Origin of the sequence: Carboxylicivirga sediminis (genome assembly GCF_018156225.1) — a bacterium.
Taxonomy (GTDB): Bacteria; Bacteroidota; Bacteroidia; order Bacteroidales; family Marinilabiliaceae; genus Carboxylicivirga; species Carboxylicivirga sediminis.
Genome location: NZ_JAGTAR010000012.1, coordinates 13056 through 25805, shown reverse-complemented (window position 1 = coordinate 25805; position 12750 = coordinate 13056). Strand labels below are relative to the sequence as shown.

The following is a 12750-nucleotide window of genomic DNA, read 5'->3' as shown; positions in this document are numbered from 1 at the left end:
TTTGACAGGCTGGCTATTAGTCAATACGCGCATCAATTTCAATGGACTGTCCGTTACCGGGTAACTACTTCTGTAAACACTGCAGTGAGCACTAACAGAGCTGACTGCCCCATACACCAATCCGATAAAAAAGAATGTGCTGTTAGGGTAACCTATGGCCTTTTACGGTGTATAACGGAAGTGGAATCGCCTGTTTTCTCTGGGATTTTACTTAAATGATATGGGGGTCTGGACTCAACCTCATTGGTGTTTATATGTTTCTTGAGTGGAGACTGTTTATTCGCCTTAAAATCAGCCAGTAGCTGACTCACACATTGTGACTGAGGAGGCGAAGCTTTATCATCTTGAACGCCTTCGGCTTGTAGGCCATTAGTGAAGAGTTAAAAGTGATGAGTGATGAGTGATATGCTTTATTACATCAATTTTGAATCTCAATAAGCACATTAATCTGTGGTTAAAAAGAATGAAAAATTAAAAGTGCATAACGGTAAAAATTCATAGCATACTCAACTCTTCAACCAATAAACAATTCAACAATATTTAACTCGCAGCTACCGCACGACTCTGATCGTGTGGGCGACGAAATTAATTTGCAGACTACAATGGAATTCATTAACACCCAAATACAAGACCTGACATTAATTAAGCCAAGTGTTTTTGGCGATAACCGGGGCTATTTCCTGGAATCGTTCAACCAGGAGAAGTTTAGCCAACACATTGGTGATGTCAACTTTGTACAGGTTAACGAATCCAAATCAGCTTATGGCGTATTGCGGGGCTTACACTATCAGAAACCACCCTATTCACAGGCTAAGCTGGTGCGTTGTATCGAAGGGAAGGTGTTGGATGTGGTGGTGGATTTACGTCACCTCTCTCCTACCTATGGTCAGCACCTGAGCTTTGAGCTAAGTGGTGAGAACAAGCATCAACTGTTTATCCCAAGGGGATTTGCCCATGGTTTTGTAGTATTGAGCGAAACGGCTATTTTCAGCTACATGGTGGATAATAAATATGCCCCTGACTATGATAGTGGCATTGCCTGGAATGATCAAGACCTGAATATTGACTGGCAACTGCCCGTTGAGGAAATCATACTATCGGAAAAAGATAAAGCGTTAATGCCAATGAAAGAAACGGTGATTCCAACAATGTGAAAAAGTTTCTAGTTGCTGGTATATAAGTCTAAAGTACAAGCGCATTAACGTAAAAGACTATTTCTAAAAATGAACCACAGATTTAAAAGGATTAAGAAGATTAAACAATTTTAATAATCACCATAATCTGTGGTAAACTATTTAAAACAAACAATCTTAATAATCACCATAATCTGTGTTTAATCATATGCAAAATATTCACCCCACAACATCTATCTCAACCGCGACGATAAAGAACCGAACCAAATAGTTACCACAGATTAAAAGGATTAAAAGGATTAAAAAGATTAATAATGCCAAACCTATTAGATGAACATTTTCCATTAAAAGATGAAACCTATGCAATAATAGGGGCAGCAATGAGCGTTCATAAATCATTAGGTTTTGGTTTTCTTGAAAAAGTTTATCAGGAGGCCCTTGAAATTGAATTACAGAAACGTAATATTCCTTTTAAGAGAGAAGAACAAATAGAAATTTTCTATAGCGGACAAAAACTTAAACAAAAATACATAGCTGATTTTATTTGTTATGAGAAAGTTATAGTAGAGTTAAAAGCTGTATCTCAATTGTCGAATGAGCATGAAGCTCAATTATATAACTATCTGAAAGCTACAAATAAAAAAGTGGGTTTATTATTAAACTTTGGTGAAATAAGTCTAAAGTACAAGCGCATTAACGTAAAAGACTATTTCTAAAAATGAAGCACAGATTTAAAAGGATTAAGAAGATTAAACAATCTTAATAATCACCATAATCTGTGGTAAATAATTATTAAAGCTGCCAATCATATAATCTTAATAATCAACATAATCTGTGGTTAATCATATGCAAAATATTCACCCCACCAACATTTATCTCAACCGCGACGATAAAGAACAATACCTGAAGCAAAAAGCCAAGGTCATCTGGATCACTGGATTATCAGGTTCGGGTAAAAGTACCCTGGCACATGGACTGGAGCGTCGACTGGCGGAGCGTGGTTATCTTACCCAGGTATTGGATGGTGATAATATCCGCACGGGCATCAATAATAATTTAGGCTTTACGGAGGAAGACCGCACTGAGAATATTCGTCGCATTGCGGAGATTAATAAGCTATTCCTCAACTGTGGCATCATCTCCATCAATGCCTTTATCTCACCCACCAATGATATCCGCCAAATGGCACGGGAGATTATTGGAGATGTGGATTTTATTGAAATATTTGTGGATGCATCCTTTGATACCTGTGCAAAGCGAGACCCCAAGGGCTTATACAAGAAAGCACTGGCCGGACAAATTAAAAACTTCACCGGTCTGGATGCGCCTTTTGACAGACCAGACAATGCTGAAGTAACCATCAACACCGATGAATTAAGCATTGAAGAAGGCATTGAGAAAGCCTATCAGTTTGTAAAGAGTGAAGTAAGGTGGTAGTAAGCGCGCTTCGGCTTTTAGCTCATTAGCAAAGAGCAGAGAGTGAAGAGTTAAAAGTGATGAGTGATAAGCATTATTACATCAATTTTGGATCTCATTAATCATCATAATCCGCTTAATCTGTGGACCAAAACTAACCAAGCTGCCAATCAATGCTCCACCCGGGGAGCTGGCCAGAGGCCTGAGGGGCTTAATAAGCTAAGCGTTGAGAATTGAGACTCTGTTGCTTGATCAATATTTTCATTTATAGTAATTTACCGGATATACCTAACAAAAACTGCGATGCATACCATAAAACTAAAAATACATGACAAAGCCTATAAGCATTTTATTTGGCTGTTAAGCAAGTTTAGCAAGGATGAGATAGAGATTATCAGTGAAGATGAAGCATTTCTAAAAATACAGGCAGAACTTCAGGCTGAGCTCAATGAAATAAATGAAGGAACAGTTAAATATTATACCATTGATGAATTAGAAGAACGACTGGAAAGCAAAATAAGGAGAAATGAAGATAGTCTTTAAAGAATCCTTTATTCTAAAGCTTGAACACCAAGTTGAATACATAGCTGTTGATAGCCCGGCGAGAGCTCGAAAGTTCAAATCTGAACTGATTCAACAATTAAAGCAAATACCAAAGAATCCATACCAATACAGAGCTTCCATATACTTTGAAGATAAAAGAATAAGGGATGTTATTTTCAAGGGTTATACAATTGTATTTCGCATCAATAACAATACGATTGAAGTGTTTGGCTTCGTTAAGTACCAAAACAAATTGGACTAATGAAGGACAGACTTTCAACGCTACCGTACGACTCCGATCGTGTGGGCGACGAAATAAAAAGCTATACTAATAGAAAATAGATAGAATAAGCGATAAGAAGTGAGAGACCAGAACGCCTTCGGCTTTTAGCACATTAGCAAAGAGTGAAAAATTAAAAGTGATGAGTGATAAGCTCTATTACATCAATTTTGAATCCCAATAATCACATTAATCTGTGGTAAATAATTATTAAAGCTGCCAATCATTAATCTTTATAATCTGCGTAATCTGTGGTTAAAAAGAGTTAAAAGTGAAAAATTTAAAGCGCATAACGGTAAAAATTCATAGCATCCTCAACTCTTCAACCAATAAACAATTCAACAATATTAAATTCGCGTTCATTCGCGTAATTCCCGGACAACCGAATTAACCAAGCTGCAAATCAATAATCATCATAATCCGCGTAATCTGTGGACCAAAACTAACCAAGCTGTAAATCATCTTGATACTTACATCTTGATACTTGTTACTAATTTAAAACAATGGAAAAATACGATTTAATTATACGCCCCAAACGCCATGCGTTCGATATTAATTTTAAGGAGATATGGCAGTACCGCGACCTGCTCCGTATGTTTGTGAAGCGGGATATTATCACCGTTTATAAGCAGACCATCCTGGGGCCAATTTGGTTTGTGGTGCAACCCATTCTAACGACCCTTATTTACATGGTGGTATTTGGCCGAATAGCCCAAATCAGTACCGATGGCACGCCCCAGATATTGTTCTACCTGGCCGGTATCACCATCTGGAACTATTTCTCCGAGAGCTTTAATAAGACGGCACAGACCTTTAAAGAGAATGCCAATATCTTTGGGAAGGTGTATTTCCCACGGCTCATCATGCCTTTTGCCAAGGTCACAAGCGGGCTGATTAAGTTTGGTATCCAGTTCGCCTTTTTTATGGCGGTGTACTTGTATTACCTGCTAACACAGGAAGGCGCAGTACAGCCCAACTGGAGCATTGCGCTCCTGCCCGTCTATATTATTCTGATGGCCATGTTTGGTTTGGGCACCGGCATCATCTTCACCAGCTGGACCACCAAGTACCGTGATCTGACCTTCTTATTAACCTTTGGCGTGCAACTGCTGATGTATGCCTCACCGGTCATTTACCCGGTCAGCTCTATACCCGAAGGCACCATGCGCGACATATTGCTGCTCAACCCCTTCACCCCTATCCTCGAAGGTTTTAAATACGCCTTTTTAGGAGCCGGTCATTTTAGCTGGGCTAGCCTGGGCTATAGTGCTGCCGTAGCAACAGTCATCCTGTTTTTAGGCATTATCATCTTCCATAAAACAGAACGTAACTTTATTGATACAGTCTAGTCATCTAATTAATGCGAATTTGACGAATTATTGATTAGCATGGCGCTTAATAAAATATTGTCCGCTGATTTAGCGGATTGACGCTAATAAAAAATAAATAATGCCTAACCTGCTAAATACTCATAAACTGTTATATAATGACGAAACCTATAAAATAATAGGTGCCGCTATGGCTGTCCATAGAGAGCTTGGATGTGGCTTTCTCGAACAGGTTTATCAAGAAGCATTAGAGATAGAATTTAAAATGCAAGGGATTCCTTATCTAAGAGAAGCTTCTCTACAAATATCATATAGAGGTCAGAATCTAAAAAAGGAATATATTGCAGACTTTATTTGTTATGACAAGGTCATCATAGAACTCAAAGCCCTTGACGAGCTATCTGGTAAGCATGAGTCACAAGTTTTTAACTATTTAAAAGCTACTGGATATAAGTTAGGACTTCTTTTAAACTTTGGTCAAGAATCATTGCAAAGAAAAAGAATTATAAAAGAAAAATAAATCTGCATTAATCTGCGAAATCTGCGGACAAAAATCATTGCTAAGCAGTAACCTTAGATTTAAAAAATTCGTTGAGAATATCATATGTCGAATACTGTAATCAAAATAGAAAACCTTAGTAAAATCTACCGCCTTGGAGAGGTTGGTATCCCGCATAAGTTCGGCTATATGCTATCGCACAGCCTCCCTAGCGCGGGACAAGCCTAATTATAGTTTTATCAAAATGCGTAAGCATTTAAAATTCGTATAATTCGCTAAATTCGTGGTTCTAAATAATAATTGCGAAGCAATTAAAATCCATATAATCCGTTTAATCTGCGTAATCTGTGGACAAAAAGAAAAATGAGCAATACTGTAATCAAAATAGAAAACCTTAGTAAAATCTACCGCCTTGGAGAGGTTGGTACTGGCACTTTAAGCCACGATTTAAACAGGTTTGTACGCATGAATATATTGGGGCAAGACGACCCCTACGCCAAAGTGGGCCATGTGAACGACCGCACCCAAAAAGCCGAGAAAGGCGAATTAGTGGCTGCCCTGCGCGATATCAACCTCGAAGTGAAAGAAGGTGAAGTGCTAGGCATTATTGGTAAAAACGGCGCTGGTAAGAGCACTCTCTTAAAGCTCCTCTCCCGCGTCACCTCTCCTACCACCGGCAGCATCAAAGTCAAAGGCCGACTGGCTTCACTTTTAGAGGTAGGTACCGGCTTTCACCCGGAGATGACGGGCCGTGAGAACATTTACATGAACGGCACCATCATGGGGATGCGCAAGTGGGAGATCGACCGTAAGCTGGACGAGATTGTGGAGTTTGCCGGTGTGGCCAAATACCTCGACACCCCTACCAAACGCTACTCCAGTGGTATGACGGTGCGCCTGGGCTTTGCCATTGCGGCCCACCTGGAGCCCGAAATACTGGTGGTGGATGAAGTACTGGCTGTGGGCGATGCCGAGTTTCAGAAAAAAGCCATTGGCAAGATGCAGGATGTCTCCCAAAACCAGGGTCGGACGGTGCTGTTTGTGAGTCATAATATGGCGAGTATCCAGTACTTATGCAATCGTGCCTTAGTCCTTCAAAATGGAGGATATCTATTTGATGGCGATGTTTCTGATGGTATCAATTTGTACCTAGCAAATAATATGGCTAAATCAGAAAAAGATTTAATAGATAGAACGGATCGTAAGGGTGGCTATAATTTTAGATTTACTAATGTAAATTTACTAAATGAGCGACATGAAAAGATCAACTTATTACAAGCCGGTTTAAAATGCAAAATCGAACTTGAATATAAATTACTGGAGAATACAAAAATAATAGGTATTAGAATGCTTATTGTTGACAATAAAGGTGTTGTTAGAATCCTGTGCAACTCAGGATTAGTCAATCAAACGCCTAAAATTTTTAATAAAACCGACAAAGGAAAGGTGCTATTTAGTTTTTCAAAATTTCCATTACCGGAGGGAGAATACTCATTACAGTTAAGCTGTTATACAGAAGATGGTATTGGAGATGACATTGAGCACGCCTATTCCGTTACAGTTGAAGGTGGTGATTTCTATGGATTTGGAAAAGAGGCCGTAGTGAAAGAAGGCGTACTAGTTAATTATGATGTAGAATGTTAGAGAACTATTTCAGAAAACAATTTCATGCTATTCTTAATTTATTTGGACTATTTAAGCACTATGCTACATTTAAAGAGCAACAATTTATTAAAAGACGAAATAACCCAAAAATATTTGTTATCGGTTTTAATAAAACCGGAACTACTTCTGTAGAGTCTGCACTAAAAGAGTTTGATATAAAACTTGGTAATCAAAGAGAAGCTGAATTATTATTGGATAACATCATAAATGACGACTTTAAAACGCTATTCAATTACTGTTTAAAAGCAGAGGCCTTTCAGGACATACCATTCTCATTACCTAGTATATTTAAAATTTTAGATCAAAAGTTTGAAGGGAGTAAATTTATATTAACTGTACGCGATAGTGATCAGCAATGGTTCGAATCCTTATGCAAATTCCATGGAAAACTGTGGGCCGATGGAAAAACACCCACTAAAGCTGATTTAGCAAATGCGAAGTATATCTATAAAGGGTATCCATTAAAAGTAATAAATCGCATTTTTGGTGATTGTTACTATGAAGCTGAACATTATAAGGAAGTTTACAATAAACACAATAATGATGTCATAGAGTATTTTAAAAGCAGACCAAACGATCTGTTGGTTATTAATGCCGCGGAGAAGGAGAGTTATAAAAAAATGTGTCATTTTATTGGAAAGACGCCTTTAAGAGAAACATTTGAGTGGAAAAATAAAACATCTGAAATATAATCAATGATCCCTGTTACTAAACCATTTTTGCCTCCTAAGAACGAGTATGACCAATTGATCGACCAGATTTGGCAGCGTAACTGGCTGACCAATAATGGGCCTCTGGTTAATGAACTGGAGTTAAAGTTGAAAGCTAACCTTAACCTCGAACACCTGCTTTTTACCACCAATGGCACCATCGCTTTACAGATGGCAATTAAAGCATTGGATTTAAAAGGAGAAATTATTACTACTCCCTTTTCTTATGTGGCTACCACCAGTTCAATTGTTTGGGAAGGGTGTACACCTGTATTTGCTGATATTGTTTCGGAACGCTTGACCATTGATCCAACAAAAATTGAAGCATTGATCTCTGAGAAAACAAGTGCTATATTGGCTACCCATGTCTATGGTATACCCTGTCATGTTGAAGAGATAGAAGCCATTGCAAAAAAAAACGGACTAAAGGTGGTATATGATGCAGCCCATGCTTTTGGCACTAGCTACAAGGGGCAATCCCTACTCAGCTATGGCGATATAAGCACATTGAGTACCCATGCTACAAAGTTGTTTCATACCATTGAAGGGGGGGCAGTAATCGCCAATGACCCTGCTCTATTAAAACGCCTGGCCTATCTTCGTAACTTCGGGCACGATGGAGCTGACCGATTTAACGGTGTTGGTATTAACGGTAAAAACTCGGAGTTCCATGCCGCCATGGGTCTGGCCAATCTGCCGTATATTGATAATATTATTGAAAAACGAAAAGAAGATAGTGCTCAGTACGATGCCTGGCTGCTTGATAAAGGACTTATGCGCCCCGCAATACCGGCTGATACGCTGTATAACTATAGCTACTACCCTATTATCTTTAAAACAGAACAAGATTGCGTAAAGGTATTTGATGCCCTGGCTAAACATGAAATATTTGCTCGCCGATACTTCTATCCATCCTTAGCTAAATTGGACTATATTGTAAAAAGACAAACCACACCTGTTTGCGATAATATTGCGCCACGCGTGCTTTGTCTGCCTTTGTATTTTAACCTCACGCAATCAGAAATCGATTTAATTTGTCGGCTTATCTTAAGAACTTTAAAATATTAACGATGGCTTTTTTAACTGAGGATGAATTAAAAAATGTGGGCTTTAAAAGTTATGGTAGCAATGTACTGATTTCTGACAAAGCCTCCATTTATAGTCCAGAAACTATCAGCATTGGCTCACACGTGCGCATTGATGACTTTTGCTTACTTTCCGGGGATATTACTTTGGGTAATTATATTCATATTTCAGCTTATTCAGCTCTTTACGGAAAATTGGGCATTGAAATGGAAGATTTTACGGGCCTTTCTCCGCGCTGTACCATATTTAGTGCCTCCGATGATTTTGGTGGGGAATATATGATTAGTCCCATGGTGCCCGATGAATTTACAAACGTTAACGGAGGTAAAGTTACGATTAAACGATTTTCTCAAGTTGGAGCTGGTACAGTTATTCTCCCAAATGTTACACTTGATGAAGGGACAGCTATCGGTGCAATGTCACTTGTAAAAACCAACACGGAAGAATGGAGCATTTTTGGGGGATGCCCGGCACTTTTTATTAAACAACGTAAAAAAAATATACTCAATTTATATGAGTCCATTAAATAATAGTAAATCCCCAACTGTTAGTGTATGTATGATTACCTATAATCATGAATACTTTATAGCCGAAGCAATTGAAGGGGTATTAATGCAAAAAACGAATTTCCCGATTAAATTAATCATTGGCGAGGACTGTAGCACTGATAAAACCCGCAATATATGTGAGAACTTTCAACATCAGCACTCTGAGTTGATTGAACTGCTCCCCATTCATAATAATCTAGGTATGATACCTAACTTTATTAGGACATTAGAAGCCTGTACAGGCAATTACGTCGCGCTTTGCGAAGGCGATGACTATTGGACTGATCCTTTTAAATTGCAAAAACAAGTGAACTTTTTGGAGGCGAATGAAGCATATGCCATTAGTTTTCATAATTCGACTGTTTATAATAATCATGGTAGCACAGGTAATTTAGTATTAAAAACACCAAGATCATACACAATCCAAGACATCTTTCGAAGTAAGATAATTCCTACACAAACAGTCGTTTTTAGAAATCCTAATACAAGTTTTCCAACGACTTTTTCAAAAGTTTATAATGGCGATACATTTTTATTTTGTTGGCTGGCTAATTTATATGAGAAGGGTGCTTATTTTCATAACGATGTAGCTCCGTCAGTATATAGGCACCATGATACCGGTAATTGGAGTACAATTAGTTTAAAAAATAAGTATTTTCATTCATTACACACAATGAAAGTACTCTACAACACCTTTCCTAAATATAAAAAAGATCTGCTTTTTAGGATTCAGCAAATGCAGTTAGAGTATAACTCCTTAGTCAAGGAAAAGAATAAAAAGATTCACTTTGCTTTTGAAGTAGCTAAATTTGCTTTTCAGAAGTTCAAATTCGGATTTGGCCGTTTGATAATAAGAAGAGTTTTATAATGATAATATGTATTAAACCCGGCTTAAAGGGGCAAATAAACTTAATATTCAGACTTATAGCTAAACTAAAGAATATTATTTTTAGACCGGGTCAAAATTGGCAGAAGATACCCGTAATCATCAATAATTTTAATCGCCTTGATTACTTGCAAAAACAACTGTCGTGGCTTGAAAAAGCTGGCATGAAAAACATATATATCATTGATAATGCTTCTACATATACTCCATTATTAAAGTATTATAAAAACTTGCCCTATACCATATTTCAACTCACCGAAAATGTCGGACACACAGCATTTTGGGATACGCACATACAGTTATGGTTTAAAGATCAATATTATGTATTAACTGATCCGGATATAATACCAGTTAATGAATGCCCACTGAATGCGGTCAACTATTTTAAAGAGGTATTAGATCAATATCCGAATATATCAAAAGTAGGATTTGGACTAAAGATAGATGATATACCTGACCATTACTTACGTAAGGAAGAAGTCATAAAATGGGAACGACCTTTTTGGGAACAGGAGATCGAAAAAGACATTTATAAGGCTAAAATTGATACAACCTTTGCGCTTTACCAACCCAACACCCGATATCAACAATGGGACACCTGCCTGCGTACCGGAGGAAAGTATGTAGCACGTCATTTACCTTGGTATGAGGATAGCGACAAACCTTCCGATGAGGAGCTGTTTTTTAAGCAAGTGACCACGAACGTCAGTTCATGGTATAAAGAGGAAGAATACAATGGATAAAACTCAAATTAATATTTCTACCATTCAACCAAGCATTTACACTATCATAGTTACGTATAATGGCATGCAATGGATCGACCGTTGTATAAGCAGCCTATTGGAGTCGGTGCTTCCGACTCACATACTGGTCATTGACAACCTTTCGACCGATGGTACACCTGATTATATAGAGCAACATTTCCCACAAGTGGAGTTAATCCGTTCGGAACAGAATCTGGGATTTGGAAAAGGAAATAACATTGGTATGCAGAAAGCCTTGGAAGTAGCTGCTGATTATGTGTTTTTATTGAATCAGGATGCCTGGATTAAACCGGATACTCTGCAGGTTTTGGTGAATGCGCATAAAAGTGATTCCGAATATGGGGTTTTAAGTCCAGTCCACCTAAATGCTCAGGAAGATGGATTAGAAACTAAATTTGCTGAATATACTGGTCCAGAGAACACAAGAGGACTATTATCGGATTTGTACAAGAACAGCTTAAGGCAAGTTTACACCACCAAATTTGTAAATGCAGCAGCCTGGTTAATATCCTTAGAGTGTCTTTCTAAAGTAGGTGGCTTTAATCCACTTTTCCCACATTATGGCGAGGATGAGGATTACATTAACCGAGTACATTATTGGGACTTTAAAGTCGGTATTGTACCCAAGGCTCAGGTTACTCACGATTCTATTTTTTCATGGGAAAAAATTGAACACCATCCGGTTCGTAATGTCATATTTAATTTGATCCCTCTGGCCAATATTAATCATCGCTACCGAAGTGCCTGGTTACTATTCCTAAAGAAAAGTATGGACGAACTAAGCACTCTTCTTCTATTCCGGAAGTTTAAGAAATTTAAAACGCGATTTAAAGCATTCTGGCAAACACTCAAGCAATACAAAAAAATTAAAGATTACAGGCAAAACAGTTTAAAACCTAAATCCCACATATAATGTCTACTCTAAGTATTATAACACCTTTATTTAATCGACTTGATCTGGTGCCTGAAACCTGGGCTTCCATCAAAGCGCAAACCTATACTGACTGGGAATGGGTTGTGGTGGACGATGGATCAACTGATGGTGGTGATACGTACATAAAAGAGTTGAGCCAAACCGATCCCCGTGTGCAACTTTACTATCGAAAAAGTTTACCCAAAGGGCCATCGAGATGCAGAAACCTGGGCGTACAAATGGCCAAAGGTGACTATTTGTTGTTTTTGGACTCAGATGACATAATATCTCCCAAATGTATCGAAAAAAGGGTGGATTTTATCCGACAGCGTCCTCAACTTGATTTTGCTGTTTTCACTCAAGCTACCTTCGAAATTAACATTGATAGTTACAAAATTTTCAGTAAATATTGTACCAATTCCAATAAATATCTGGAGTCTTTTTTAATGGACTCGCCCCCCTGGTGTATTAGTGGGCCAATTTGGAGAAAAGAAAGTTTTGAAAATACGGATGGATTTCGCGAGGATTACACGATAATGGAAGATCCGGAATTACATATCCGGGCGATACTACAAGGTTTGCATTTTGAAGTCGTGCAGGGTGAACCCGACTTCTTTTATCGCCTTCTACCCAAAACACCTGAGCAGGAACTGGCCTTTTGGCATAATTCCATTATTGGACGAATGAAGTTTTACAGGGATTTGCTACCAAAAGTTCCTCATATACATCATAGGCAGGCGTTTAGTAAAGGTATCTTAAACTTATATAAAACATTTTTATTGAAACGAGTAAAAAGCTACCTCACTGAACATCAAAGTTTTTTAACTTGGGTAGAAAAAGAAAAATTATTAAGCATTGTAAAAATAAAGTTAATAAAAGTATACAGTAAGTATTCAACGCTTTCAATTCTTAACAGTATCCCCTTTCTGAAAGGCTGTCTTTTTAGAATGATATAAACTTTATTAATTTTCTTTATCTA

At 37.9% G+C, this 12750-nt stretch carries 15 protein-coding genes; all 15 read left to right on the top strand.

Annotation, left to right across the window (positions count from 1 at the left end):
* The first annotated feature begins 602 nt into the window (after positions 1-602).
* The 15 genes from rfbC to KDU71_RS09250 all read left to right on the top strand — a co-directional run bounded on the left by rfbC (position 603) and on the right by KDU71_RS09250 (position 12727).
* Entirely contained in the window at positions 603-1154 is a 552-nt protein-coding gene (gene rfbC / locus KDU71_RS09320; RefSeq protein WP_212190007.1) for a dTDP-4-dehydrorhamnose 3,5-epimerase, read from the top strand.
* A gap of 293 nt (positions 1155-1447) precedes the next feature.
* A complete protein-coding gene (locus KDU71_RS09315; RefSeq protein ID WP_212190005.1) occupies positions 1448-1849 on the top strand; it encodes a GxxExxY protein in 402 nt (133 codons plus the stop codon).
* Positions 1850-1979: 130 nt separating this feature from the next.
* The gene (gene cysC, locus KDU71_RS09310) at positions 1980-2570 is read left to right on the top strand and encodes an adenylyl-sulfate kinase (protein ID WP_212190003.1); all 591 of its coding nucleotides are present in this window, start codon (positions 1980-1982) and stop codon (positions 2568-2570) included.
* 282 nt (positions 2571-2852) lie between these two features.
* Positions 2853-3092, top strand: a complete 240-nt coding sequence (locus KDU71_RS09305; RefSeq protein ID WP_212190001.1) for a hypothetical protein — start codon at positions 2853-2855, stop codon at positions 3090-3092.
* Positions 3076-3354: a type II toxin-antitoxin system RelE/ParE family toxin gene (locus tag KDU71_RS09300; protein ID WP_212189999.1), complete on the top strand. Its 279-nt coding sequence runs from the start codon at positions 3076-3078 to the stop codon at positions 3352-3354. The genes KDU71_RS09305 and KDU71_RS09300 overlap by 17 nt, the downstream gene beginning before the upstream one ends.
* A 521-nt stretch (positions 3355-3875) precedes the next feature.
* Positions 3876-4721, top strand: a complete 846-nt coding sequence (locus tag KDU71_RS09295) for an ABC transporter permease (RefSeq protein WP_212189997.1) — start codon at positions 3876-3878, stop codon at positions 4719-4721.
* Between the two features lie 100 nt (positions 4722-4821).
* Positions 4822-5220: a GxxExxY protein gene (locus tag KDU71_RS09290; protein ID WP_212189995.1), complete on the top strand. Its 399-nt coding sequence runs from the start codon at positions 4822-4824 to the stop codon at positions 5218-5220.
* 342 nt (positions 5221-5562) lie between these two features.
* Positions 5563-6843, top strand: coding sequence for an ABC transporter ATP-binding protein (locus KDU71_RS09285; RefSeq protein WP_212189994.1), 1281 nt, complete (start codon positions 5563-5565; stop codon positions 6841-6843).
* Positions 6837-7556 (top strand): sulfotransferase, encoded by a 720-nt coding sequence (locus KDU71_RS09280; protein WP_212189992.1) that lies wholly within the window; start codon positions 6837-6839, stop codon positions 7554-7556. Before KDU71_RS09285 ends, KDU71_RS09280 begins: the two co-directional genes overlap by 7 nt.
* 3 nt (positions 7557-7559) lie before the next feature.
* Entirely contained in the window at positions 7560-8642 is a 1083-nt protein-coding gene (locus KDU71_RS09275; RefSeq protein ID WP_212189990.1) for a DegT/DnrJ/EryC1/StrS family aminotransferase, read from the top strand.
* Between the two features lie 2 nt (positions 8643-8644).
* On the top strand, positions 8645-9190 hold the full coding sequence (locus KDU71_RS09270; protein WP_212189988.1) for an acyltransferase: 546 nt from the start codon (positions 8645-8647) through the stop codon (positions 9188-9190).
* Positions 9174-10076 carry a glycosyltransferase family 2 protein gene (locus KDU71_RS09265; protein ID WP_212189986.1) on the top strand — a complete coding sequence of 301 codons (903 nt, stop codon included), beginning with the start codon at positions 9174-9176 and terminating at the stop codon, positions 10074-10076. The genes KDU71_RS09270 and KDU71_RS09265 overlap by 17 nt, the downstream gene beginning before the upstream one ends.
* Before the next feature lie 182 nt (positions 10077-10258).
* Positions 10259-10837: a hypothetical protein gene (locus tag KDU71_RS09260; RefSeq protein WP_212189984.1), complete on the top strand. Its 579-nt coding sequence runs from the start codon at positions 10259-10261 to the stop codon at positions 10835-10837.
* The gene (locus KDU71_RS09255) at positions 10830-11771 is read left to right on the top strand and encodes a glycosyltransferase family 2 protein (RefSeq protein ID WP_212189982.1); all 942 of its coding nucleotides are present in this window, start codon (positions 10830-10832) and stop codon (positions 11769-11771) included. The genes KDU71_RS09260 and KDU71_RS09255 overlap by 8 nt, the downstream gene beginning before the upstream one ends.
* Positions 11771-12727 carry a glycosyltransferase family 2 protein gene (locus KDU71_RS09250; RefSeq protein WP_212189981.1) on the top strand — a complete coding sequence of 319 codons (957 nt, stop codon included), beginning with the start codon at positions 11771-11773 and terminating at the stop codon, positions 12725-12727. The genes KDU71_RS09255 and KDU71_RS09250 overlap by 1 nt, the downstream gene beginning before the upstream one ends.
* Positions 12728-12750: the final 23 nt, after the last annotated feature.

Coding starts and splice junctions, on each gene's coding strand:
- KDU71_RS09275 (WP_212189990.1), top strand. CDS start 7,560: ATGATCCCTGTTACTAAACCATTTTTGCCTCCTAAGAACGAGTATGAC.
- KDU71_RS09270 (WP_212189988.1), top strand. CDS start 8,645: ATGGCTTTTTTAACTGAGGATGAATTAAAAAATGTGGGCTTTAAAAGT.
- KDU71_RS09305 (WP_212190001.1), top strand. CDS start 2,853: ATGCATACCATAAAACTAAAAATACATGACAAAGCCTATAAGCATTTT.
- KDU71_RS09300 (WP_212189999.1), top strand. CDS start 3,076: ATGAAGATAGTCTTTAAAGAATCCTTTATTCTAAAGCTTGAACACCAA.
- cysC (WP_212190003.1), top strand. CDS start 1,980: ATGCAAAATATTCACCCCACCAACATTTATCTCAACCGCGACGATAAA.
- KDU71_RS09295 (WP_212189997.1), top strand. CDS start 3,876: ATGGAAAAATACGATTTAATTATACGCCCCAAACGCCATGCGTTCGAT.
- KDU71_RS09255 (WP_212189982.1), top strand. CDS start 10,830: ATGGATAAAACTCAAATTAATATTTCTACCATTCAACCAAGCATTTAC.
- KDU71_RS09315 (WP_212190005.1), top strand. CDS start 1,448: ATGCCAAACCTATTAGATGAACATTTTCCATTAAAAGATGAAACCTAT.
- KDU71_RS09260 (WP_212189984.1), top strand. CDS start 10,259: ATGAAAAACATATATATCATTGATAATGCTTCTACATATACTCCATTA.
- KDU71_RS09280 (WP_212189992.1), top strand. CDS start 6,837: ATGTTAGAGAACTATTTCAGAAAACAATTTCATGCTATTCTTAATTTA.
- KDU71_RS09285 (WP_212189994.1), top strand. CDS start 5,563: ATGAGCAATACTGTAATCAAAATAGAAAACCTTAGTAAAATCTACCGC.
- KDU71_RS09290 (WP_212189995.1), top strand. CDS start 4,822: ATGCCTAACCTGCTAAATACTCATAAACTGTTATATAATGACGAAACC.
- rfbC (WP_212190007.1), top strand. CDS start 603: ATGGAATTCATTAACACCCAAATACAAGACCTGACATTAATTAAGCCA.
- KDU71_RS09250 (WP_212189981.1), top strand. CDS start 11,771: ATGTCTACTCTAAGTATTATAACACCTTTATTTAATCGACTTGATCTG.
- KDU71_RS09265 (WP_212189986.1), top strand. CDS start 9,174: ATGAGTCCATTAAATAATAGTAAATCCCCAACTGTTAGTGTATGTATG.